Annotated in this window: 16 protein-coding genes; 6 read left to right on the top strand and 10 right to left on the bottom strand. The window is 71.8% G+C overall.

The genetic code is table 11. The annotated features are described in order from the left end of the window. Window positions 1-106 precede the first annotated feature (106 nt). Entirely contained in the window at window positions 107-1,165 is a 1,059-nt protein-coding gene (locus QC385_RS06660) for a glycosyltransferase family 2 protein (protein WP_279540319.1), read from the top strand. A 51-nt stretch (window positions 1,166-1,216) separates the two neighbouring features. Here the strand turns inward: QC385_RS06660 and QC385_RS06665 are convergent, their stop codons facing one another. The 6 genes from QC385_RS06665 to QC385_RS06690 all read right to left on the bottom strand — a co-directional run bounded on the left by QC385_RS06665 (window position 1,217) and on the right by QC385_RS06690 (window position 10,757). Next, the gene (locus QC385_RS06665) at window positions 1,217-2,833 is read right to left on the bottom strand and encodes an LCP family protein (RefSeq protein WP_279540320.1); all 1,617 of its coding nucleotides are present in this window, start codon (window positions 2,831-2,833) and stop codon (window positions 1,217-1,219) included. A 91-nt stretch (window positions 2,834-2,924) separates the two neighbouring features. Next, window positions 2,925-4,712, bottom strand: a complete 1,788-nt coding sequence (locus tag QC385_RS06670) for an LCP family protein (protein WP_279540321.1) — start codon at window positions 4,710-4,712, stop codon at window positions 2,925-2,927. A gap of 227 nt (window positions 4,713-4,939) precedes the next feature. After that, window positions 4,940-6,562, bottom strand: a complete 1,623-nt coding sequence (locus QC385_RS06675) for an LCP family protein (RefSeq protein WP_279540322.1) — start codon at window positions 6,560-6,562, stop codon at window positions 4,940-4,942. Between the two features lie 73 nt (window positions 6,563-6,635). Beyond that, window positions 6,636-8,375 (bottom strand): LCP family protein, encoded by a 1,740-nt coding sequence (locus tag QC385_RS06680; RefSeq protein WP_279540323.1) that lies wholly within the window; start codon window positions 8,373-8,375, stop codon window positions 6,636-6,638. Window positions 8,376-8,615: 240 nt separating this feature from the next. Continuing rightward, window positions 8,616-9,836 carry an LCP family protein gene (locus tag QC385_RS06685; protein WP_279540324.1) on the bottom strand — a complete coding sequence of 407 codons (1,221 nt, stop codon included), beginning with the start codon at window positions 9,834-9,836 and terminating at the stop codon, window positions 8,616-8,618. Window positions 9,837-10,001: 165 nt separating this feature from the next. After that, the gene (locus tag QC385_RS06690; protein ID WP_279540325.1) at window positions 10,002-10,757 is read right to left on the bottom strand and encodes a TIGR03089 family protein; all 756 of its coding nucleotides are present in this window, start codon (window positions 10,755-10,757) and stop codon (window positions 10,002-10,004) included. 149 nt (window positions 10,758-10,906) lie between these two features. Between QC385_RS06690 and QC385_RS06695 the strand changes: the two genes are divergently transcribed. After that, window positions 10,907-12,373 (top strand): peptidoglycan recognition protein family protein, encoded by a 1,467-nt coding sequence (locus QC385_RS06695; protein ID WP_279540326.1) that lies wholly within the window; start codon window positions 10,907-10,909, stop codon window positions 12,371-12,373. Window positions 12,374-12,507: 134 nt separating this feature from the next. Next, complete coding sequence (locus QC385_RS06700) at window positions 12,508-13,590, top strand: NDP-sugar synthase (RefSeq protein WP_279540327.1); 1,083 nt, start codon at window positions 12,508-12,510, stop codon at window positions 13,588-13,590. A gap of 131 nt (window positions 13,591-13,721) precedes the next feature. Here the strand turns inward: QC385_RS06700 and QC385_RS06705 are convergent, their stop codons facing one another. The 4 genes from QC385_RS06705 to QC385_RS06720 form a co-directional block, all read right to left on the bottom strand. After that, the gene (locus tag QC385_RS06705; RefSeq protein ID WP_279540328.1) at window positions 13,722-14,723 is read right to left on the bottom strand and encodes a DNA-3-methyladenine glycosylase family protein; all 1,002 of its coding nucleotides are present in this window, start codon (window positions 14,721-14,723) and stop codon (window positions 13,722-13,724) included. 206 nt (window positions 14,724-14,929) lie between these two features. Next, window positions 14,930-16,192: a coenzyme F420-0:L-glutamate ligase gene (locus QC385_RS06710; RefSeq protein WP_443032848.1), complete on the bottom strand. Its 1,263-nt coding sequence runs from the start codon at window positions 16,190-16,192 to the stop codon at window positions 14,930-14,932. Window positions 16,193-16,254: 62 nt separating this feature from the next. Next, window positions 16,255-17,214, bottom strand: a complete 960-nt coding sequence (gene cofD, locus QC385_RS06715; protein ID WP_279540330.1) for a 2-phospho-L-lactate transferase — start codon at window positions 17,212-17,214, stop codon at window positions 16,255-16,257. 133 nt (window positions 17,215-17,347) lie between these two features. Next, window positions 17,348-17,854, bottom strand: coding sequence for a cysteine dioxygenase (locus QC385_RS06720; protein WP_279540331.1), 507 nt, complete (start codon window positions 17,852-17,854; stop codon window positions 17,348-17,350). Window positions 17,855-18,513: 659 nt separating this feature from the next. Here QC385_RS06720 and QC385_RS06725 point away from each other — a divergent pair. The 3 genes from QC385_RS06725 to QC385_RS06735 all read left to right on the top strand — a co-directional run bounded on the left by QC385_RS06725 (window position 18,514) and on the right by QC385_RS06735 (window position 24,206). Further along, window positions 18,514-18,777, top strand: a complete 264-nt coding sequence (locus QC385_RS06725; protein WP_010034659.1) for a WhiB family transcriptional regulator — start codon at window positions 18,514-18,516, stop codon at window positions 18,775-18,777. Between the two features lie 198 nt (window positions 18,778-18,975). Continuing rightward, a complete protein-coding gene (locus QC385_RS06730) occupies window positions 18,976-22,683 on the top strand; it encodes a glycosyltransferase family 2 protein (protein WP_279540332.1) in 3,708 nt (1,235 codons plus the stop codon). Then, window positions 22,680-24,206: a DUF5719 family protein gene (locus QC385_RS06735; protein ID WP_279540333.1), complete on the top strand. Its 1,527-nt coding sequence runs from the start codon at window positions 22,680-22,682 to the stop codon at window positions 24,204-24,206. The genes QC385_RS06730 and QC385_RS06735 overlap by 4 nt, the downstream gene beginning before the upstream one ends. Window positions 24,207-24,241 lie beyond the last annotated feature (35 nt).

Here is a 24,241-nt window from a genome sequence, read left to right on the forward strand (position 1 = left end):
CCGTACGTGGGATCCGTGAAACCGTAGGCCGATACGATCTGCGGCCCGTGGTATCGCCCCGGCGGCGCGCACCGGTGTCCCCCGTTCGCGGTAACGTGAGGCCCCTATGAACGCCAATCCCGACGTGCGGCTCCCCGCCGTTTCCGTGATCATGCCCGTCCTCGACGAGGAACGGCACCTGCGGGGAGCAGTCCAAGCGATCCTCGCGCAGGAGTACGCCGGCGAGATGGAGGTCGTGATCGCCCTCGGTCCGTCCACGGACCGCACGGACGAGATCGCCGCCGAGCTCGTGGCCGAAACTGCGTCTCTCAAAAGCAAGCGCGTGCACACCGTTCCGAACCCGACCGGCCGTACGCCCGCTGCCCTGAACGCGGCGATCAACGCCTCCCGCCACCCGATCGTCGTCCGCGTCGACGGGCACGGCATGCTCTCGCCCAACTACATCGCCACCGCAGTACGGCTCCTGGAGGAGACCGGCGCGCAGAACGTCGGCGGCATCATGCACGCCGAGGGCGAGAACGACTGGGAGCACGCCGTCGCCGCCGCGATGACGTCCAAGATCGGGGTCGGCAACGCCTCCTTCCACACCGGGGGACAGGCGGGCCCGGCCGAGACCGTCTACCTCGGGGTCTTCCGGCGCGAGGCGCTGGAGCAGCAGGGCGGCTACAACGTGGAGTTCATCCGCGCCCAGGACTGGGAGCTGAACTTCCGGATCAGGGAGGCCGGGGGCCTCATCTGGTTCTCGCCCGAGCTGAAGGTGTCGTACCGGCCGCGGCCGAGCGTGAAGGCGCTCGCCAAGCAGTACAAGGACTACGGCCGCTGGCGGCACGTCGTCGCCCGGTACCACGAGGGCTCGATCAACCTGCGCTACCTCGCCCCGCCGACCGCCGTGTGCGCGATCGCGGCCGGGACCCTGGTGGGTGCGCTGCTGACGCCGTGGGGTTTCGTGGTGCCCGGCGGCTATCTCGCGGCGATCCTGCTCGGCTCGGTCCCGGCGGGCAAGGGGCTGCCGCTGAAGGCGCGGCTCCAGATCCCTGTGGCGCTGGCCACCATGCACATGTCGTGGGGCTGGGGCTTTCTGACGAGCCCGCGGTCGCTGGCGAAGAAGGTCATCGCGTCCCGGCGTCCGGCGGTCCGGGCTGACGCGGACGCGAACGCCGCCTGACGCACACCGCACGCGTGCGGGCCCCTCCCCCTCGGGAGGGGCCCGTTTCCGTCACCAGGTGAAGTTCGGGTTCACGTGCATACAGGCCTTGTCGTCCGCGCCGTTGAGCGCCTGGGCCGACTTCGGGGTCTTGTCGCTGCGCTTCGGTGCCTTGTAGGCCGTGCCCTCCCGCCAGTCGGCGCCCACGACGAGTGTGACGCCGGAGACGTCGGTCGACCGCTTCACCGAACCCAGCGGGATTCCCAGGGCCTTGGCGATCCGCTGGGCGTCGCCCTCCAGGTCGGCGCTCGGGTAGCGGACGACGGTCCGCTCCTGGCTCCACGAGCCGGTGGTGTCGGCGACGGCCTGGGCGAAGCCCTGCTCCGTCAGCAGTCCGGCCACCGTGCTCGCGCGCCCGCGTGCCGCGGCCCGGGTGTCGGTCCGGGTGCCGTTGCGGACCTGGACGGGGATCTCGTCGTCGGCCGCGGCCGGGTCGGCGGAGGCCTTCTCCGCCGCCTTCTTCCCGTCCTTGTCCTTGCCGTCCTTGTCTTTGCCGTCCAGCGCGATGTCGTCCCGCACCAGCCGGAACAGCTGCTCGGCGTCATCCGTGGGCTCCACGCGGGCGCCGACGTACCGGTTGGGCATCGTGGTCATGGTGATGCGCTCCGGCTCCACCTTGCGCAGCTCGTTGCTGAGGTCGTAGAGCTTCTTGACGGTGTCGAGGCCCGGGTCGACGGTCAGCGCCCGGGTGGCCTCCTCGGCCAGTCTGCGGAGCTTGTTCGGGCTGCTGAGGGTGGCGTTCTCGCGCAGCTGGCGGACCATCGCGTTCATGTACATGTGCTGCGCCTTGGCGCGGGCGAGGTCGCTGCCGTCCTCGAAGCCGTAGCGGGTGCGCAGCCACTGGAGGGCCTGCTCGCCCTGGATGTACGAGGTGCCCTTCTCCAGTTTCAGGCCCGAGCCCTTGCCGTCGGAGGTGCGCGAGTGGATGTTGGCGTCGACGCACACCGGGACGCCGCCGACGGCGTCGGCCATGGACACCACGCCGGCGAAGTCGACCATGATGAAGTGGTCGATGTGGATGCCGGTGAGCTCCTGCCAGGTGGCCACGGTGCAGCCCGGACCGCCGTTGCCGAGGCTCTGGTTGGTCATCGTCCGCCCCTGGGTTCCCGGGTACACCTTCCCGTCGTCCGGGTCGGTGCACTTCGGGATCTTCACGAGCGTGTCGCGGGGCATGCTGATGACCGACATGTTGGTGCGGTCGGCGGACAGGTGCAGCAGCATCTGCACGTCCGCCAGCGGCGCGGCGCCGAACGTCTCACGGGCGCCGCCGAGTCTCTGGTTCTCCTTGCTGTCCCGTGCGTCCGAGCCGATGAGCAGGATGTTCAGCGGGGTCTGCCCGGCGGCGTTCGGAGTCGGGGCGGCGACCTTGTTGTCGCCGAGGTTCAGCGCGTCCTTCTTGATGTTGCCGTTGAGATGCCTGTAGTAGAGGTATCCGGCCCCGGCCGTCCCGAGTATGAGAAGGGCGAGCACGGCGGCGGACCACCTCAGCAGCCGCCGGGTACGCCGAGGCCGGCCCTCGCCGGTCCGGCCGCCCGGGGTGTCGCCCGTCGCCGACTTGGTCTCACCCGGGCCCGGTTCCTGGCGGACGCCTTGCCGCGTTTCGTTCTCCCGCACACCGCTCTGCGTCACTTCCCCGGTCCTTCCCGCCCCCCGCGCATGCGACAGGCCCGCCCTGCCCCCTGTTAGACGCACGACGGGCCTGTCAGTTGCCCTCAGCGGGTCAACTCGCGCACTTCACCTTGTCGGCGGTGGACTTCTCCACGTCCGCCGCCTCGACCGGGGCGTCGAGCTTCACGCCGGCGCCCTTGAAGTCCCTGCCGAGGGTCAGGGTCATGGCGGGCACGCCCTGGGAGTTGGTCACGCTCTCGCCGGGCTTCAGCGCCGACCCGGACAGCCCCATGATGCCGGCGAGACGGCGGGCCTGGTCGGCCTGGTCGGGGGCGTACTCGAGCGTGGTCCTCGCCAGTGCGGCGGGCGCGTTCCCGCCGTTCTCGGACTTGGTCACGCCCTCCTCGACCTGGAGGTACTGGAGGGTCTTCTGCGCACTGCCGGTGACGGCCCCGCCGTTGAGGACCCGGACCCGGACCTCGGAGGCCGGGGCCTTGCTGCCCTTCAGCCGCGCGGCCTCGGCGTCCTTCTCCTTCTTCTTCCGCTCCTTGACCTCGGTGAACGAGACGTCGTTCTTGATCATGTCGAACACCTGGGGAGCCTTCGACTCGTCCAGGACGACCGTCGCCTTCACCGTCTCCGCCGGGTTGTCCTTCACCGGGACGGTCGCGAAGGCGATGTTCTTCGTCGGCACCTTCTTCAGCTCCAGGGCGATGTCCTTGAGCGTGCCGACGCTGCCGATGGCCTTGTCCACGGTCAGCGCCTCGGTGGCGGCCTCGGCCAGCTTCAGCAGCTTCGAGGGGCTGGTGAGGGTGTCACTGGAGGACATCTTGCGCATGAGCGAGCCCAGGAACTGCTGCTGCACCTTGATCCGGTCCAGGTCACCGCTGTTGCCGAAGCTCTTGCGGGTACGGACGAACGCGAGGGCCTGCTCGCCCTCGACCGTCGACTCGCCCGCGGGCAGGACGAGTTTGGACTCCTTGTCGTTGACCGGCTTCTCCACGCAGACGTCGACCCCTTCCACCGCGGTCGTCAGGGTCTTCACCGCGTTGAAGTCGGCCATCATGAAGTGGTCGACCTGGATGCCGGTGTTCTCCTTCACCGTGCGCATCGTGCAGCCAGGGTCCCGGCCGTCCTCCCCGAGGCTCCGGTTGAAGCGGACGCCCCGCAGCCCCGGGACCACCTTCTCCGAGCCGTCCTCCAGCTTCGTCGGGCAGTCGGGGATGTCCACGATCAGGTCGCGGGGGATGCTGAGCGCGGTCGCGTTGGAGCGGTCCTCGGCGACGTGCAGCAGGATCGTGGTGTCGGCGTGCCCGGAGCTGCCCTTGTCGCCGTAGCCCTCGTTGCCCTTACCGGTGCGCTTGTCCGTGCCGATGATGAGGACGCTGAAGGCCTCGTCCTTGCTGAAGTTGCTGGCGCCCGCGCTGCCGACGTCGGTCGTCGTGACGTTGCCCTCCAGGTGCTGGAGGTAGAAGTAGCCGGCCGCGCCGACGCCGACCAGCACGAACGCCATCGTGCCGCCGGTCCACATCAGCGCCTTCTTCGCCTTCTTGGGCTTGCGCTGCACCGGCCGGCGCCCGCCGCGCCGCCCGGGCGGCGGCTCCTCGGGCGCACCGCGCCGCCGGCGCTGGGGCGGAACGTCGGTGCGGGTGGCGCCCTCACGGGCTGCCGCGGTCTGGGCTGCCGCGTTACGGGGAGCCCCGTTGCGGGGAGCCGCCTTGCGCGGTCCCGCCGTACGGCCGCCCGCCCCCGTCGGGGGAGTTGATCCGCGTGCCCCGGATACCGGCGACTGCGCTGCGGATGGAGTCAGTCGCAGTTCGTATTCACCGGTGTTCGGATTGAGTACCCACTGGTCTGCGGGGTCGATCTGGTCCCCCCGCCCACGGCTTTGCGCGTCCACGGTTGTCTGTTTCCTCCGTCGGGGCACGCGGCGCCTTCTCCCCCCGGAAGGCGCACGGGTACTTGTCATCACAGAAGCACTGGATCGCTCACACTATCCGCCCAGTTGAACGCCGGTGTGCACTGAATGACAAATTCAGCGTCCATACATTTGGGCAATTCAGCCCAATTCCATGTGGAGAAGTGGAAGGAAGCCGTCGACCGGTGTGTGAGTTGCTTCTCCGGTCGCTACCAGCGGTAGGGCGCGTACACGTCCATGCACTGCGCGGCGTCCGAGCCGTTGAGGGCGTCCGCGTCACCGGGCAGCTCCCCGGCCTTCGGAGCCGGCTGCTTCGGATAGGCCGTACCCGTACGCCAGTCGGCGCCCACGACGACCGTGACGCCGGAGACGTCGGTCGACCGCCGCACCGAACTCGCCGGAACACCCAGCGACTTGGCGACACGCTGCGCGTCGCCCGCCAGCTCGGCGCTCGGGTAGCGCACCACGGTCAGGTCCTCGGACAGCGCGCCCGAGGTGTCCGCGGCGGCCTGCGTGAAGCCCTTGGCCACGAGCGCCCGCGCGATGGCGCCCGCGCGCCCGCTCACCGGACCGAGCGTGCTCGAGCGCGTGGCGTTCTGCACAAGGACGCCGATGGCGTCGTCCGCCGCGGCCGGATCCTCGGACTGCTTGGAGGCCTGGGAAGTCTTCTTCGGGCCCGGCTTCCCGCCCTTGCCGTCGAAGGGCACGTCGTCGCGGATCATGTCCCACACCCGGTCGGCGTCGGCACCGGCCGGGACCAGGTGGTTGCGGTCCTGCGGGTCCTCGGCCGTGGGCAGCGTCGTCATGGTGATGCGGTCCGTCGGGACCGTCTTGAGCTGCATCCCCAGGTCGTACAGCTTCTTCACCGTGCCGAGCTCCTCGGACACGTGCAGCGACCTGGTGGCCGCCTCGGCCAGGTCGGTCAGCCGGCCGGTGTCGGTGAAGACGTTCTGCGCCTTGAGGGTGCGGATCATCGAGTTCATGTACATGTGCTGCGCCCGGGCCCGCAGCGGGTCGCTGCCCCAGGCGTGCCGGGTGCGCAGCCACTGGAGCGCCTGCTCGCCCTCGACCTTCTTCCGGCCGGCCGTCAGCTTCAGACCCGAGCCGCCGGACACGCCGGGCAGTGGCCGGTCCCACACGTTCTGCCGCACGCACACCTCGACCCCGCCGATGGCGTCCGCCATCTTCACCACGCCCGCGAAGTCGATCGTCATCCAGTGGTCGATGTAGACCCCGGTGAGGTTCTCCCAGGTGGCGAGCGTGCAGCCCGCTCCGCCACGGGCCAGCGAGGCGTTGATGATCGTGTTGACCGGCGGGTACGTCCGATGGGTCTTCGGGTCGGTGCACTTCGGTATGTCGACCCGGGTGTCGCGCGGAATGCTCACCACGGCGGCGCTCTTGCGGTCCGCGGCCAGGTGGATGAGCATCTGCACGTCGCCCAGCGGAGGATTGCCGCGGTCCTTCCGGGCGCCGCCCAGCTTCACGTTCTCGTCGGAGTTACGGCTGTCGGAGCCGACCAGCAGGATGTTCAGGGGCGTCTGCCCGGCCGCGTTCGGGGCGGACTTGCGTGCCTTGGAGTCGCCGCTGCTGCGCCGGCCCTTCTCGAGGTTGCCGTTGAGGTGCTCGTAGTAGAGATAGCCGGCACCGGCGGTCGCGAGGATCAGCACCGAGAGGGACGTCGCGGACCAGCGCAGGACGCGGCGCCCGCGGCCGGGCCGGCGGCCTCCCGGGCCGTCGCCGCCCCCCGGCCCGGCGGTTCTGCCCGGGACCGGCTCGTCCGGGACGGCACCCGGCTTCGTCCCCTCCCCGTACACACTGCTGCTCTGTGCCATCTGCTTCCCCACCCCCGCGTCACCGGACAAGGCCACTCGTACGCCCTGTGAGACGTACGGCGGGCCCGTCAGGTCACTCGGCGCACTCGACCTTGTCCGCCGTGGACTTCTGGACACCCTCCGGCGCCTTCGACGGAGCGGTGAGGGAGGCGCCCGCACCCTTGAAGTCCTTGCCGAGGGTCAGGGTCATCGCGGGCACCCCCTGGGCGTTCTCCACGCTCTCGCCCGGCTTCATCGCGGACCCGGACAGGCCCATGATGTCGGCGAGGCGGCGGGCCTGGTCGGCCTGGTCGGGGGCGTACTCGAGCGTGGTCTTCGCCAGTGCGGCGGGCGCGTTGCCGGCGTTCTCCGACTTGGTCACGCCCTCCTCGACCTGGAGCCAGCTGAGCGTCTCCTGGGCGCTGCCGGGGTCGGCACCGCCGTTGAGGATCCGCACCCGGACCTCGGAGGCCGGGGCCTTGCTGCCCTTCAGCCGGGCGGCCACCGCGGCCGCCTCCTTCTTCTTCTTGTCCTTGACGGCGGTGAAGGAGACGTCGTTCTTGATCATGTCGAAGACCTGCGGGGCCGTCGACTCGTTCAGGACGACCGTGCTCTTGACCTTCTCCGCCGGGTTGTCGATCACCGGTGTCGTGGTGAACGTCAGGTTCTTGGTGTCGAGCTTGCCCAGCTCCAGACCGAGGTCCTTGAGCTTGCCGATGCTGTCCAGCTGCGAGTCGACGGTCAGGGCCTTGGTGCCCGCCTCGGCCAGGTCGAGCATCTTCGAGGGGCTGGTGAGCGTGTCGTTGGACTTCAGCTTGCGCATCAGCGCGCTCAGGAACTGCTGCTGGAGCCCGATCCGGCTCAGGTCGCCGCCGAAGCCCACGGCGTGCCGGGTGCGCACGAACGCCAGCGCCTGCTCGCCCTCGATCGTGTGCGTGCCCTTCGACAGCTTCAGGTGCGAGTCCGGGTCGTCGATGTCCTTGCCCAGGCAGACCTCGACCCCGCCGACCGCGCTGGTCAGCGTCTTGACCGCGTTGAAGTCGGCGACCATGAAGTTGTCCGGCTTGACCCCGGTGAGCTCGGTCACGGTCCGCATGGTGCAGCTGGGCGTACGGCCGTCCTGACCGAGGCTGGTGTTGAAGCGGGCCTGCGGCGTGCCCGGGATGATCTTCTGCGACCCGTCCTCCTGCGTGGTCGGGCAGTCCGGCACGTCGACGATGAGGTCACGCGGGATGCTCAGCGCGGTCGCGTTCGAGCGGTCCTTGGAGACGTGCAGCAGGATCGTGGTGTCGGCATGCCCGACGCTGCCCGAGTCGCCGTAGCTCTCGTTGCCCTTGCCGGTGCGCTTGTCGGTGCCGATCAGCAGGATGTTGATGGCCTTGTCCTTCTGGAAGCCACCGGTGCTCGCGCCGTCGTCGGAGACGGAGGCGATGTTGTCGTTCAGGTGCTCGATGTAGAAGTACGCGGCGCCCGCCCCGGCGACCAGCACGAACGCCATCGCGCCGCCGGTCCACAGCAGGGCCTTCTTCCCCCTCGCGGCCTTCTTGGCCGGCCGTCGCCCGCGCCGCCCCGGCAGCGGCTCCTCCGGCGCCCCGCGGCGCCTGCGCGGCGGCACCGGACGGCCTGGAGTCTCGGGCCCTGGCCTGCCGGGCGCCTGCCTGCGGCCGCGCGCCGGCGGGGCCGCGTCGGGGGCCGGTGGCCTGCGGGGGCTGGGGACGCCCGACTGCGGTGGGGAAGGGGGCAGTCGCAGTTCGTAATCGCCGGTGTTCGGATTGAGCACCCACTGGTCTGCGGGATCGATATCGTCCGCCCGCCCACGGCCTTGCGCGTCCACGGTTGTCTGTTTCCTCCGTCGGGGCACGCGGCGCCTCCCCCTCCAAGGCGCCCGGGTCTCGGTCACACAGTGCGCGACCTCAGGACCGTCCTCAGAGCCGGGCGCACCGGATCGCTCACACTAACCGCCCAGTTCAGTGCCGAACGACGACGGTGACAAATTCCACGTCCCTACACCTGGGCAATTCGCCCATTTCTCGGGTGAAGAGTTCATTACCTTGGAGTTACCTTGGTGCCCGCTTTACTCACAGGTGTCCTCGGCTGCCGTGTTCCCCCGGAACGTCGGTGGAGGAGAAACGGTGACGACGGGCTTCCCGAACGGCCCCGGATGGGAATCCCCGTACGACCCGTCACGCGAATCGGTGGGCCTCAGCGGGGCGGAACCGCGCGGAACGTCCCCGGCCACGGCCACGGGTGTGTCCGTACGCAGCCGCTCGAACAACCTCTCCGCCTCGGGCTCCACGAGTTGGTCGCGATTGGCGTCGTACGCGTACGACTCCCGTGGAACAGTCAGGAATTGCACACGTTGCATGGGGATGTCGCGCAGCCCGCGCACGAGTTCGTACAAACCACGAAGACTGGCCAGACCCGGGTCGGTTGTGAGAGATGACGTGGCGGCGTCCAGCACCGGATACAGCTTCGCCGGATTCAGCAGGACGTCATTGCTGCGCACTTTGTTAACGAGTGCCCCGAGAAATCGTTGCTGACGCTCCATGCGCTCCGTGTCGCTGCCGTCGCCGAGCGTCTTGCGGGCGCGGACGTAGCCGAGCGCCTGCTCGCCGTCGAGGGTCACCCGTCCGGCGGGGAGCCGCAGCTTGGCGGCCCGGTCGTCGATCGGCTCCCGCAGGCACACCTCCACACCGTCGACGGCGTCGACCATCGCCTTGAAGCCGTGGAAGTCGACGACGACGTGGTGATCGACGCGGATGTCGGTGAGCTTCTCGACGGTCCGGATGGTGCAGGCGGAACCGCCCACCTGGAAGGCCTGGTTGAACATGGTGAACCGCGGCACGCTGCGCGAGCCGTCCGGGCGCCGGCAGCCCGGCAGGTCCACCATCAGGTCCCGGGGCAGGGAGACGGCGGTGGCGCTGTCCCGGCCCGCGGACAGGTGCAGCAGGATCGTGGTGTCCGACCGCTCGGTCCCGGAGTCACGCCCGTAGCGCGCGTTGTCGTCGCCCTCGCGCGAGTCCGACCCGATCAGCAGGATGTTCCGCGCGTCCTTGACCAGCGAGGTGGGCCGCTCCCTCTCGTACCGCGCGAGCTCGGCGGCGGCCGCCTCGTCGGGTGTGATGTTCCCGCTGAGCTTCGCGTACACGGCCCATCCGGCCCCGCCGGCCGCGACGACCAATCCGGCGACCCCGAACGCCCCGATCCGCACCCACCCCCGCCGACGCCGCCGCACCAGCCCCGGCCCACTGGCCGAGGCGCCCGCCCCCGGCCCAAGCCTCCCGGTGTCGCCCACGACTGAGACCACCCCTCACGACGTACGAACGTGCGCGCGCACTGCTCCTACGACTGTGGCGTGGATGGGGGGCGGGGGTGGGGTGGGAGTGGGCTGAACGGGGGGAGAGGCGGTCGCCTCGGTTGCGCATCGCCCCCCTCGGCACCAACGCAGAGCACTCGCGCCCTACCGGGCGATGGCCGTAACCCGCTCGCTCTCCACCCGCTTGTCCAGCACGCCCTCCCCGGCCTGCTCCAGATGCCGGCACAGCACCACGGAACCCCCCGTGGCCAACGGCCCGTACAACCCCGCGTTCAACCCCTCCCACGTGTCGTACGGCAACCCCGACAGAATCCGCGACCCCGGTCCGGTCAACCCCAGCCCCGTCGCCTCCGCCCGGGCCCGCTCGACGACCTCCGCCCCGCTGAACTCCCGCCCCGCCACGATCAGCGCAGGACCGTCCGGATCCACCGGCGCATACGGCACGAACCGGTCCCCCTGCCCCGGCACCTCCACCGCGTAGTCGACGAACCCCTCGGGCACCTGCGGGAACCGCCCCCCGAGCGGCCGCAGCGCCATCGCGACCCGCGCCCCGGAACAAGCACGCGCCGCCTCCAGCCCGTCCGGCCCGCTCACCACGACATCGGCCGCCCGCGCATCCCACGCGACGTCGGCGACGACTCCCACCGACGAACACGCCAGCAGCCACACGGCCGTCTGCCAGTGCGCGGGCAGCAACAGCGCCACCCGGTCCCCGGGCTCGACGGACAGCTCGTCCTGGAGGAGGTTGGCGGTCTTGGCCACCCAATTGGCGAAGGTGGCCACGGACAGTTCGACACGTTCGCCCGTGGCGTCGTCGTAGAAGGTCACCAGGGGGCGTCCCGGATCCGCGGCGAGCGCGGAATTCAGCAGGTCGGCAGGGGTGCGATCGGTGGCGTTCACCCGCGCAAGCGTACGCGGCGGCCAAGCCTGCGCCCAACGGCCCGGCCACCGCCCGCCGTGAATCCGCCACCGGTTCGGCCGAACCCCGGCCGACGGTCCGTCAACTCCCAAATGGACAGACTTATACGCCTATGCCAAAGATCGGTGGCATGCGTGGATTTCTTGCTTCTTCGATCGGTGTCACCTGTGCGGCCGCTCTGGCCCTTCCCCTCACTCCGCCCGCCGTCGCGGCGACGGCGAGACCGGTACCGACCTCGGAAGCGGCCACGACCGCGAGACCCGCGCCCCACGCGGGGACACCGGACGCGACCATGGCCGACCGGCGCGCGGCCGAGCCGTACGCCCCGGGCAGCACCCAGTCCCTCCCTCTGGAAGCCCTCACCCGCAACCGCGCCACCCCCACCGGCCCCGGCGTCCCCGAACAGGGCCTGACCCGCCGTGCCGTACGTCACTTCTCCCTCGTCGGCATCGTCTGGGACGACCCCGAAGCGGAACTGCACGGCCGCGTCCAGGTCCGCACCCGGGCCGCCGGCACCGGCGCCTGGTCGGGCTGGCAGGACGTCGAGACGCACAACGCCGACCACGCGGCCGACCGGGGCAGCCCCGAGAGCACCTCGGGCCGCGTCCGCGGCGCCACGGCACCGCTGTGGGTGGGGGACTCCGACGGCGTGGAACTCCGGGTCCGCTCCGAACCCGAGAGCGCGGAAGCCGACTCGGCGCAGCAGGGCACGGGCGCCCGCAACCTGCCCGCCGCGCCCCCGCTCCCCTCCGGCCTCCGTCTCGAACTCGTCGACCCGGGCGACGACGCCTCGCCGCCCGGCGCCTCCGCGGGAGGCCCCCGCTCCGCTGTCCTCGCCGGCGAGGCCTCGGCCGCTGCCGAGGTCTCCGCCGTCAACGCCGACCTGGCCCCCCTCGGCGCAGCCGAGATCACGGCACTGAACCGCGCGGAGACCGAGCGGGAGTTCTTCGCCCTCAACGCCGGCGAGCCGGTGGAGCGGCAGGCGAGGCCGTACGTCGGACCGCGCCCGCGCATCGTCACGCGGCGCGGCTGGGGCGCGGACGAAGGACTGCGGGAGCGGGGCTTCAGGTACACGAAGAAGGTCAAGGCGGCCTTCGTGCACCACACGGCCTCCGGCAACAACTACCGCTGCTCGCAGGTCCCGTCACTCATCCGCAGTATCTACCGCTACCACGTCAGGAGCATGGGCTGGCGGGACATCGGCTACAACTTCGTCATCGACAAGTGCGGAAAGATCTACGAGGGCCGCGCCGGGGGCGTGGCCAGGCCGGTCCTCGGCGCCCACACCCTTGGTTTCAACAGCAACAGCATGGGGATCGCCGTCCTCGGGTCGTACGGCGCCAAGAAGCCGTCGTCCGCCGCGGTCAGGGCCGTCGCCCGGCTCACCGCGTGGAAGCTGGGCCTGTACGGGGTGAATCCGCGGGGTAAGACATACCTGAAGTCGGGAGGCAGCAACCTCTACCGAAAAGGCAAGAAGGTACGACTGAACGTGATCTCCGGCCACCGGGACGGCTTCAAGACGGAGTGCCCGGGCCGGAAGCTCTACAGCAAGCTCGGCTCGGCCCGCTCCAAGGCGGCCCGGTACCAGGGCCGCTGAGCAACACGTTCACCGCCGTCGGGGGGCAGCGGGCGGACTGCCGCACGGCCAGCGAAGGCGCCACGGAACGGTCTGCATACACTGACCGGCCGAAAGACAGTTCGGCCGGTCCCGGCAGGAAGCAGAGACGACACGTGACAGAAGCGATCCTCCTGGTCGGCGGCAAGGGCACCCGGCTGCGCCCGCTCACGGTGCACACGCCCAAGCCCATGGTCCCGGCGGCCGGGGTGCCCTTCCTCACGCACCAACTGGCGAGAGCGAGAGCGGCGGGTGTCGAGCACATCGTCCTGGCCACGTCCTATCTGGCCGAGGTCTTCGAGCCGTACTTCGGTGACGGTTCCGCGCTGGGACTGCACCTCGAATACGTGACGGAGGAGGAGCCCCTGGGCACGGGCGGCGCCATCCGCAACGTCGCCTCCCGGCTGCACTCGGGCCCCGACGACCCGGTCCTCATCTTCAACGGCGACATCCTGACGGGCCTCGACATCCGGGCCCTGGTCGACACGCACGAGACCAGCGGCGCGGACGTCTCCCTGCACCTCACCAAGGTCACGGACCCGCGCGCCTACGGCCTCGTCCCCACGGACGACACGGGCAGGGTCCTGGCGTTCCTGGAGAAGCCGCAGACGCCCGAGGAGATCGTCACCGACCAGATCAACGCGGGGGCGTACGTCTTCCGGCGCTCGGTCATCGACACGATCCCGCCGGGCCGGCCGGTGTCGGTGGAGCGTGAGACGTTTCCGGACCTGCTGACCGCCGGGGCGCATCTCCAGGGCATGGTCGACTCGACGTACTGGCTGGACCTCGGCACACCGGCGGCGTTCGTCCGGGGCTCGGCGGACCTGGTCCTGGGCCGGGCCCCGTCCCCGGCGGTCCCCGGCCGCTGCGGTGACCGCCTGGTCCTGCCGACGGCGACGGTCGCGGCCGACGCGAAGCTGTCCGGCGGCACGGTGGTCGGCGAGGGCGCTTTCGTGGCGGAGGGCGCGCGCGTCTTCGGCAGCACGATCCTCCCGGGCGCCGTGATCGAACCCGGCGCGGTCATCACCGACTCCCTCATAGGCACCCGGGCCCGCGTCGGCGAACGCTCCGTCCTCACCGGCGCGGTCATCGGCGACGGCGCGGTCATCGGCCCCGACAACGAACTCCGCGACGGCGCCCGCATCTGGTGCGACGCCCGGATCCCAGCGGGAGCGGTCCGCTTCTCCTCGGACCAGTAGCGCCCAGGCTGCCGCTGCGGGCAGTCGTGCCGCCGGTGCGGCACGGTGGGCGCAGCGGCACCCCGCTCCGCCGGGCCGCGGACCCACCCGGCCTCAGCACCAACGCGGCGGTACCGGAAACCCGGGGCAGCTCACAACGCCCCGATATCCCACCGCGGCATCTTCGGCGCCCGACGCCCCGGCACCCTCCCACTCAGCAGAATCAACCGAGCCGCCCGATGCCGCTGCCCCGCATACGGCTCCAGCAACTCCAGCATCACGGAGTCATCCGCATCCCGGTCCCCGGCCAACGCCCACCCCACGATCCCGGGCAGATGCAGATCCCCCACGGTCACCTCATCCGGCGCCCCGTGACTGCGCTGCACCGTCTCCGCCGAGGTCCACGGCCCAACACCGGGCACCACCTCAAGCCGCGCCCGAGCCGCCCCCGGCTCCATCCCGGTCGCCTCCTCCAACCGCCCGGCCACCCGCACCGCACGCAGAATCGTCGACGCCCGCTTGTTGTCGACCCCGGCCCGATGCCACTCCCACGACGGAATCAGCGCCCATGCCCGAGGCTCCGGCATCACATACATCCGCCCGGGCGCGGGCCCCGGCGCCGGCTCGCCGAACTTCCGCACCAGCAACCGCCATGCCCGATACGCCTCATCGGTCGTGACCTTCTGCTCCAGAATCGACGGAATCAGCGACTCCAGCACCAGCCCGCTCCGCGTCAGCCGCAACCCCGGCCGCCGGTGCCGGGCCAGCGCCACCAGCCGGTGCCGGGGCACGAACGCGGACGGATCATCGGCGGCCCCGAGCAGCTCAGGCAACCGGTCCAGCAGCCACTCCGCCCCGGGCCCCCAGGCCTGGCCGCGCACCCCACCGCCGTACGCGCAGACCCGCAGCGTCCCGGGCCCGGCGGGCGTACGACAGGCCCGCCACACCGACCCGTCCGGCATCGCCCGGAACGTCGGATCACCCGGCCCGCGGCGCAGCGGCCCGAGCACCAGACCCAGATCCAGCGGCCCGTCCGGCACCCAGTCGCGCAACCGCCCCGGCCCAGCGGCCTGCCGCGGCACACCCCCGGCGACGCCGACGTGCCCGCCGCGCACGGTCGTGCGCGTGGGCCGCGGAGCGAACCGTCCTGCCATGAGCGACGTCCCTGGGATACGAGAGGGCGATATTCGAGAGGGGAGCTACGAGAGGGGAGCTACGAGAGGGGAGATACGAGAGGCGAGAGAAGAGGGGCAGCGCTAAGAGCGTAAGCGCCGGCCGCCACCGGTCACCGCACCACCGGTCACCGCACGACCGGTCACCGCACGACCGGTCACCGCACGACCGGTCACCGCACGACCGGTCACCGCACCTCGATGAAGGCCCCCGCGTCCCGCTCCGGCCGCGCCCGCGGTTCCTCCGCCGGATGCCCGACCGCCACCGCGCCCATCGGATCCCAGTCCGCCGGCAGCTCCAGCACCTCGCGCACCACGTCCCGGCAGAACATCGTCGAGGACACCCACGCCGACCCCAGCCGCTCCCCGGCCAGCGCGACCAGGAAGTTCTGCACGCCGGCGCCGGTGGCGACCACGAACATCTCCCGCTCGGCCCCGTCGCGCCGCGCGTCGCCGTAGGTGTGCGAGCCGTCCATGACCAGACAGGGGACGACGAGGTACGGCGCGTTCCGCAGCACGTCCCCCCGCCGCACCCGCTTGGCGATGGACTCCTCCGTCTTGCCGTCCCTCCGCAGATCGGCGATCCAGGCATCGCGCATGGCGTCGAGCAGCCGCGTCCGCGACTCCTCGGACTCCAGCAGCACGAATCGCCAGGGGGTGGTGTGGTGCGGCGCCGGCGCCGTCACCGCCGCGGCCACCGCCCGCCGTACCGCTCCGGGGTCGACGGGCTCGTCCGTGAAGGCCCGGACCGTACGCCGCTGGGTCACCGCCAGCCGTACCGCCTCCGACGTACCGAGCCGGAACATGTCGTCGCGCGCGCCGCGCACCATGGCCCGCGCTCCCTCGCCGTCGTCCTGCCCCAGCAGGTGCGGCAGGCCGCGCACCACGGCGACGGGGAGCCCGGCCGCCTTGCCCTTGACGAGGTCGCCGGCCGCGGCGAGTTCGTCGGCCGTGGCGACGACGGTGGCGCTGAGCGGGTTGCCGTGCGCGTCCGTGCCGCCGCGCAGGTCGTCCAGTACGCGCACTCCGGCGGCGCCGATCGCGACGTCCGTGAGCCCCGCCCGCCAGGGCCGCCCGAACGTGTCGGTGACGACGACACCGACGTCGACGCCGAGGACGTCCCGCAGTCCGTCGCGGATCGCGCGTGCGGAGGCGTCCGGGTCCTCGGGCAGCAACAGCACCGTCCCGGAGGGGGTGTTGGACGCATCGACCCCGGCCGCGGCCATGATGAGGCCCTGCCGGTTCTCGACGATCCGGAGGCTGCCGCGCCGGGCGACCACGCGTACCGTCTCGGCGTCGATGGCCGCTTCCCGGTCGGCCGCCCGGACGGCCCGGCCCTCCGCCTTGGACACGATCTTCGACGTGACCAGCAGTACGTCCCCGTCGGCCAGACCGGGCTCGGTGGCCGCGATCAGCTTGGCCAGGTCGTCCCCGGCCGCGACCTCGGGCATCCCGCCCAGGGCCCAGACCCGGTACCCGTCGGTGCCCTGCCGGCTCTCCGGGACCTCGCCGCTCAAGCTCCCCGCACCTCCTCCGCCAGTGCCAGGGCCTCCCGCGCCATCCGCGCGGTCGCGTCGGCGTCGGTCATCATCAGCGGCACGGCCCGGCAGCGGATCCCGGCCGCCTCGACCCGCTCCACCGCACCGGCGTCCACCGTGTCGACGAGCCAGCCGTCCAGGAGGCCCGAGCCGTAGTGCTCGGCCACCGCCGGCGCGGTCGACTCGACGCCCACGGCGGCGAGCACCTTGTCGGCCATGCCCCGCACGGGCGCGTCACCGACGATGGGGGACAGACCGACCACCGGTACGCCGGCGTCGGCGATGGCCTCCCGGATGCCGGGAACGGCGAGGATCGTGCCGATCGACACGACCGGGTTGGACGGCGGGAAGAGGATCACGTCCGCCTCGGCGATCGCCTCCAGCACCCCCGGCGCTGGCTTCGCCTGGTCGGCGCCCACCGGCACGATCGCCTCCGCGGGCACCGAGGCGCGCAGCCGCACCCAGTACTCCTGGAAGTGGACCGCCTTGCGCTCGCCGTCGATCTCGACGGCCACGTGCGTCTCGACGCGGTCGTCGGACATCGGGATCAGCCGCACGCCCGGCTCCCAGCGGTCGCACAGCGCCTGGGTCACCGCGCTCAGCGGGTATCCGGCGCCGATCATCTGCGTCCGCACGATGTGCGTGGCGAAGTCCCGGTCGCCGAGGCCGAACCACTCGGGCCCGACGCCGTACGCCGCGAGCTCCTCCTTCAGATGGAAGGTCTCGTCGGCGCGCCCCCAGCCCTGCTTTTCGTTGATGCCGCCGCCGAGCGTGTACATCACCGTGTCGAGGTCCGGGCAGACCTTCAGCCCGAAGAGGTGGATGTCGTCCCCGGTGTTGCCGATGACCGTGATGTCCGCGTCCGGCACGGCCCGCTTCAGACCACGCAGGAACCGGGCACCACCGATGCCGCCTGCCAGAACCACAATGCGCATGGAAGCCAGTCTTGCAGGCGCCTCCGACAACCGGTCAGCGACCACCGCAACCGGTCAGCGACCACGGCGACCGGGCAAGCGGCCACGCCAACCGATCGGGCACGCCAACCGATCGGGCACGGCACGCCATCGGTCAGGCGGTCACGGCCCCCGGCACGCTCCGGGCCTCGCAGTGCTGGGCCGTGTGCATCGGCATCTCCGTCAGGCCCGGGTAGTAGACGTGCAGGCTGACCGCCGGCTCCAGGGCGTCGTTCATGACTTCGTGCACGTACCCCGGCGCGAAAACGCGCTGCGCGCCTGCCCGCAAGGCGCGTGTGCCCCGCTCCGTGCGCTCGGTCAGCGTGCCGTCCAGCACGGTCAGCACACCGGAGGAGCGGCCGTGGTCGTGCGGCCCGCTGCCCTGCCCGGGCACCCAGGACAGCAGCCACACCTCGTAGCCCGGGCCCGTGCGCAGCCGGTGGTACCAGCGGCTGGTCGCGTCGTACCGGACGAGGTGCTCCCACTGGGAGCGGTCGGCGGCGATGGAGCGGGCGAGTCCGACGAATTCGGCGACGGTGGCCGGGTGCTCGCGCGGGGTCTGGAGCAGATGCGGGACTTCGAGGATGTCGCCGGCGATCTGGAGGTCGCTGTCGCTGTTCATGGGTGGTGGTGGTTCCTCAGTGAAAGAAGGTCAGAGGGAACAGAGGCCGAGAGACGGGTGGCTCGGCCTTCAGCTGGAGCAGGTGGAGCTCAACAGCTGGAACAGCAACAGCTACAGCGAGCGTGGGCAGCACCGAGGGACCCGGCGGTGCGGGTCGAGGTGAGTGCCAAGTTCGCGAGCATGCCCACTAGGACACCGGTTCACACCCTGACTGTCAACTCGGCACCCACTCTGTGGGATGTGGTTCACCTCATCCGGTCGTTCACTCAGATGAAAGGTTTGTTCATGGCCCGCCCGGGACACATGGCGTCCAACCGGGCGCGCAAACCCCGTTGCGTAGTCGTGATCCGACTGTGATCCGTTGCGCTTCGAGGTGCGTGTCGGAACGAGATCGAACCTCTGAGCGTCCTTCTCCGTACAGGTCTGCGAGGGGTCCGGCGGACGACGTGAGCCTCTGCGGGCTCCGTCGGTGTGTCAGGTTTTATGGTGATTTGAACACTTTCCGCTTGGGCTTGGTTCCGCAGAGTGAATAAGGGGCTCAATAGCAGATCTCGGCTTGACTCGCCCGGAGCAGCACACTTGTAATTTCACTCGTGTCGTTCAGCCGGAATCGGTAACGGCTAGATCACGGGGACGCGAAAGACAGACGAGGGGCGCACATGACCGAGACGGTGCAGCAACTGCTGGTCGACGACGCGGACGAGGAACTCGGCTGGCAGGAGCGCGCACTGTGCGCCCAGACCGACCCCGAGTCCTTCTTCCCCGAGAAGGGCGGCTCGACCCGGGAGGCCAAGAAGGTCTGCCTCGCCTGTGAGGTCCGCTCCGAGTGCCTCGAGTACGCCCTCGCCAACGACGAGCGATTCGGTATCTGGGGCGGCCTGTCCGAGCGGGAGCGCCGCCGGCTGAAGAAGGCGGCGGTCTGATCCCGGACGGCGCGATACACCGACAGCGCACATACGTACGCACGCACGGTTCGAACGGCCCGTCGCAGGTGGGTTATCCACAGGCGGCGGGCCCCCTTGTTGCGCAGCCGATAGTGTGGTCGCTCGTCCGAGACGCCCCGCTGCCCCCACCGGCCGCAGGCGTCCACCGCAGTCCACCGAACCGGGGCCCGTACCTCGATGTCCGTGCACAGCCATCCGGCAGCTCATCACGACAGCGCTGCCGCACCTGAGTTCCCGCGTCATGTGGTGACCGCGGTCCTCGTCTCCCACGACGGCGCCCGCTGGCTGCCCGACGCGCTCGCCGGGCTGCTCGGCCAGGAGCGACCCGTCCAGTACGCGATGGGTGCCGACACCGGCAGCGCGGACGCCTCCGCCCAGCTGGTCGCCGACGCCCTCGGCGCCGACCGCGTGCTGCACCTCGCCCGCCGCACCGGCTTCGGCCAGGCCGTCGAGGAGTGCGGCCGCACCGCCCCGGTCCTCACCCCCGAGCACCTCCCGTACCTGAAGCGGCCCAGCGGCTGGGACCCGGTCACCCGCTCCTGGCGCGACGACGCGTACGACATGCCCGAGCTCCCGCACGGAGAGCCGGTGCAGTGGCTGTGGCTGCTGCACGACGACTGCGCCCCGGAGCCCGACGCCCTGGCCCAGCTGCTGCGGGTCGTGGACAACGAGTACGAGCTCGGCCGCGAGGACGTGGCCGTGGTGGGCCCCAAGCTCCGCGGCTGGTACGACCGGCGGCAGCTGCTCGAGGTTGGCGTCAGCATCGCCAACTCCGGCCGCCGCTGGACCGGCCTGGACCGCCGCGAGCAGGACCAGGGCCAGCACGACCACGTCCGGCCGGTGCTGTCGGTGTCCACTGCCGGCATGCTGATCCGCCGCGACGTCTTCGAACAGCTCGGCGGCTTCGACCGGCACCTGCCCCTCATGCGCGACGACGTCGACCTGTGCTGGCGCGCGCACGCGGCGGGCTACCGCGTCCTGGTCGCCCCCGAGGCGGTCGTCCGGCACGCCGAGGCGGCCTCCCGCGAGCGCCGCGCGGTCGACTGCGTGGGCCGCACGGCCGCATCCCCGCACAAGGTCGACAAGGCCGGCGCCGTCTACACCCTGCTCGTCAACGCGCGTACGGCCGTGCTGCCCTGGGTGCTGCTGCGGATCGTGCTCGGCACACTGCTGCGGACCGTCGCCTACCTCGTCGGCAAGGTCCCCGGACAGGCCGTCGACGAGATCCGCGGCCTCATGGGCACGCTGCTCAGGCCCGAGCGGATCCTCGCCGGGCGCCGCGGCAGAGGCACACCCCGGATCGACAAGGACGAGCTGCGGCCGCTGTTCCCGCCGCCCGGCGCGACCGTCCGCATGACCGTCGAGCAGGTCGCGGGCAACGTCGTCGGCCGCTCCGACGCGGAGGTCGCCTCCGGCGCCGGACGGCACGGCGGTGCCGTCGAGTCCGGCCCCGGCGGCGACGACGCCGACTTCCTGGAGATCGAGCAGTTCGCCCGGCTCAAGCGCATCGCGCGCAAGCCCGGCCCGGTGCTCTTCCTGGTGCTGCTGCTCGTCTCCCTGGCCGCCTGCCGTGAACTCCTCGGCGGCGGCGCCCTCTCCGGCGGCGCCCTGCTGCCCGCCCCGTCCGACTCCTCCGAACTGTGGGCGCGCTACCTGGACGCCTGGCACCCGGTCGCCGCCGGCGGCACCTCCTCCGCGCCGCCGTACCTGGCGCTCGTGGCCATGCTGGCGTCCCTGCTGTTCGGCTCGACCGGCCTCGCCGTCACGCTGCTGCTCGTCTGCTCGGTGCCGCTGGCCGGTCTCAGCGCCTACTTCGCCTCCCGTCCGCTGGTCGAGTCCCGGTTGCTGCGCGCGTGGGCGGCCGTCGTCTACGCCTTTCTGCCCGCCGCCACCGGCGCCCTCGCCGGCGGCCGGATCGGAACCGCCGTCCTGGCCGTGCTGCTGCCGCTCATCGCCCGCGCGGGCATCGCCGCCAGCGGCCTGGCGAACCCGACGGGAGCGCGCGGCAGTTGGCGTGCCACGTGGGCGTACGCGCTGCTGCTGACCATCACCACCGCGTTCACCCCGATCGTGTGGCCCATCGCGCTGCTCCTCGGCGCCGGGCTGCTGGTCCTGCGGCGGGCCGAGATCACGGCGTACGGGCTGCGGTTCCTCGCCCAGCTCGGCACGCCCCTGCTGGTCCTCGCGCCCTGGTCACTGTCGCTGCTCCCGTTCGGCTTCTTCCGGGAAGCCGGTCTGGAGTACCGCCCCTCGGCCGCATCCGCCCTCGACCTGCTCGGCGCCAGCCCGGGCGGCCCGGGCACCGTCAGCGGCCTCATGCTGATCGGCATCGTGCTGGCCGCACTCGCCGCCCTGCTCCGCTCGGAACGACGGCTGGGCATCTGGACGGCCTGGACGGCCGCCCTGACCGGCTTCGTCTTCGCGGTCCTGTCCAACAGCTCCACCTGGTCCGGCCCCGCGACGCTCGTCTACGGCATCGCCCTGCTGGCGGCCGCCGCGCTCGGCGCCGACGGGGCACGCGCGCGTGTGGCCGAGCAGAGCTTCGGCTGGCGCCAGCCGGTCGCCGTGCTGATCGCCTTCGCCTCGGCCGCGGGCCCGCTACTCGTCGCCGCGGGCTGGATGATCCGCGGCGCCGACGGCCCCCTGGAGCGGCGCGACCCGACCCAGGTCCCCGCGTTCGTGGCCGAGGAGAGCGGCAGCAGCGACCAGGCCCGCACCCTCGTCCTGGACAGCGACTCCCCCTCCCACGTCGGATACATGCTGGTCCGCGGTTCCGGCGCCCGCCTCGGCGACGGCGAGATCGCCGCGGCCGACGGCGAGAACGGCAGGCTCGACAAGGTCGTCGCCAACCTCGTCGCCGGCTCCGGCGCCGACCAGGCCGACCAGCTCGGCGGCTTCGCCGTGCGCTACGTCCTCGTGCACCAGGGCGCTCCCCGCGACGTCACCCGCGTCCTGGACGCCACGCCCGGCCTGACCCGGCTCAGTCAGCAGGACGGCGGGGCGCTGTGGCAGATCGACCAGGACGTCGCGCGCGCCACCATCGTCCCCGCCTCCGGCTCCGGCACCCCGCAGACCGTCGCCGCCGGGCCCGTCGAGATCCACACCCGGATTCCGGCCGGCGCCGACGGACGCGTGCTGCGCCTGGCCGACACCGCCGCCGACGGCTGGACCGCCACACTCGACGGCAAGCCGCTCACCCGCACCACGGTCGACGGCTGGGCCCAGGGCTTCAAGCTCCCCGCCACCGGCGGCAGGCTGGACGTCACCTACGACGACCCGGTCGGCCACACCGCGTGGCTGTGGGCGCAGGGCCTCCTCGCCGTCGTACTCGTCGTGCTCGCCCTGCCCGGCCGGCGCCGCGACATCGACGACGACCTGCCCGAGGAGCCAGCCGTCCCGGCCCAGCCGGTCGCGGGCGAGGGCCGCCGGGCCCGCCGCCTGCGCGCCCAGGCCGAGGCGGAGGCCGAAGGGGCGGCGCAGCCCGAGGAGTTCCCGCCCCCGCAGCCCGAGCAGCCGCCGGTACCCGTGCCCCAGCAGAACCACGGGACGGGGGTCCCCCCGGGAGAGGATGCCCGAGCCTGGGGGCGGGACCACGCCGGCCACCAGAGCGGCGGGTACGCGAACCACGGCGACCAGTACCAGGGCGCCCAGTACCCGGCGGACGCCTACGGACAGCAGTACCCGGCGGATCCGTACCAGGGCGGGCAGTACGACCCGTACGCGTACGGCGGCCAGCCCCAGAACCCGTCGTACGACCAGCAGGGCTACGACCAGCAGGGCTACGACCAGGCCTACCCCCAGGGCTACGGCACGCCGTACGACCCGGCACAGCAGCACCACCCCCACGGCACGGGCAGTGAGCGTCCCGACGGGAGCCAGCAGTGAACCGCACGACCCTGTCCCTGATCGCCGGCGCGACCGCGCTCGCCGCCGTCACCGGATTCGCCGCGCTGTCCGCCCCGGACACCCCGGGCACGGAATCCACCGCCAAGGCGGCCGCCCAACTGCCCGTCGAGCGCACGAGCCTGCTGTGCCCCGCGCCCAGCATGTCCGACATCGCGGAGACGTCCTACACCTCCTTCACCCCCGTCACGAAGGGCACCGGGAGCAGCGGCAAGGCCGAACTCCGGGCGGCCGCCCAGGAGGCGCCGGACGGCTCGGGCGCGGGCGGCGGCAAGGGCAAGGACGACGGGAAGTCCGGCGAGCGGAAGGCCGGGAAGCCCATGCCGACCTCCAAGGAGCCCGGCAAGCCGGTCACCGGTGACAGCTCGGGCGCGGAATCACCCGCGCTCGTCGGGACCGCGGACGGCAGGTTCGCGCCCGGCTGGACCGTCCAGGAGACGACGGAGGTCGCCGCGGGGACCGGGCGCGGCCTCCAGGGCGTCAACTGCACGGCTGCGGACACGAGTTTCTGGTTCCCCGGCGCCAGCACCGCGGCCGACCGCACCGACTACGTCCATCTGACGAACCCCGACGACTCGGCCGCCGTCGTCGACATCGAGCTTTACGGCAAGGACGGCGCCCTCCAGTCCCCGGTGGGGGAGGGCATCACGATCCAGCCGCACTCCAGCGAACAGGTCCTGCTGTCCACCCTCACCGACGAGGAGCAGACCAACCTCACCGTGCACGTCAACGTCCGCAGCGGGCGGGTCGGCGCCGCCGTGCAGGCCCTGGACGACAAGCTCGGCGGCGACTGGCTGGCCGCGTCCACGGACCCGTCGGGCAGCCTGGTCCTGCCCGGCATCCCCAAGGACGCCACCTCCGTGCGCCTGGTCGCCTTCACCCCCGGCGACGCCGACGCGGACCTCAAGCTGCGCCTCGCCTCCCCCTCCGGGCCGATCACCCCGGCCGGACACGAGACGGTGCACGTCAAGGGCGGCATGACCACCGCCGTCGACCTGGGCGACGTGACCCGCGGCGAGGCGGGCTCCCTGGTGCTGACGCCGACGGACCGGTCCGTGCCGGTCGTGGCGGCCCTGCGGGTCGTACGCGGCAAGGGCGACAAGCAGGAGACGGCGTTCATCCCGGCCACCCGCCCCGTCGGCACGCGCGCGACGTCCGCGGACAACGGCGCCAAGGGCAGCACACTCTCCCTGACCGCACCCGACCGCACCGCCACGGTCGAGGTCACCGCCTCGGCGGGAAGCGAGGGCGGCACGCCGGTGTCGAAGACGTACACGATCAAGGCAGGCACGACGCAGGACATCGAGCCCCCGGTCCCCGGCGGCCTGAAGGGCAGGTACGCGCTCACGGTCGAGGCGAAGTCCGGCGGCCCGGTCTACGGCGCCCGCACCCTGACGGCGACGGAGGGCGACGTGCCCGGCTTCACCGTGCAGACGCTCCCCGACGACCGGGGGACGGTCGCGGTACCGGAGGCGGACGAGGACTTGTCCGTCCTCCAGAAGTAGCACTGACCGCCGCGGCCGGTGCTGGGGAAGTAGCA

It is taken from the genome of Streptomyces sp. DH10 (assembly GCF_029813805.1).
Lineage (GTDB): Bacteria > Actinomycetota > Actinomycetes > Streptomycetales > Streptomycetaceae > Streptomyces > Streptomyces coeruleofuscus.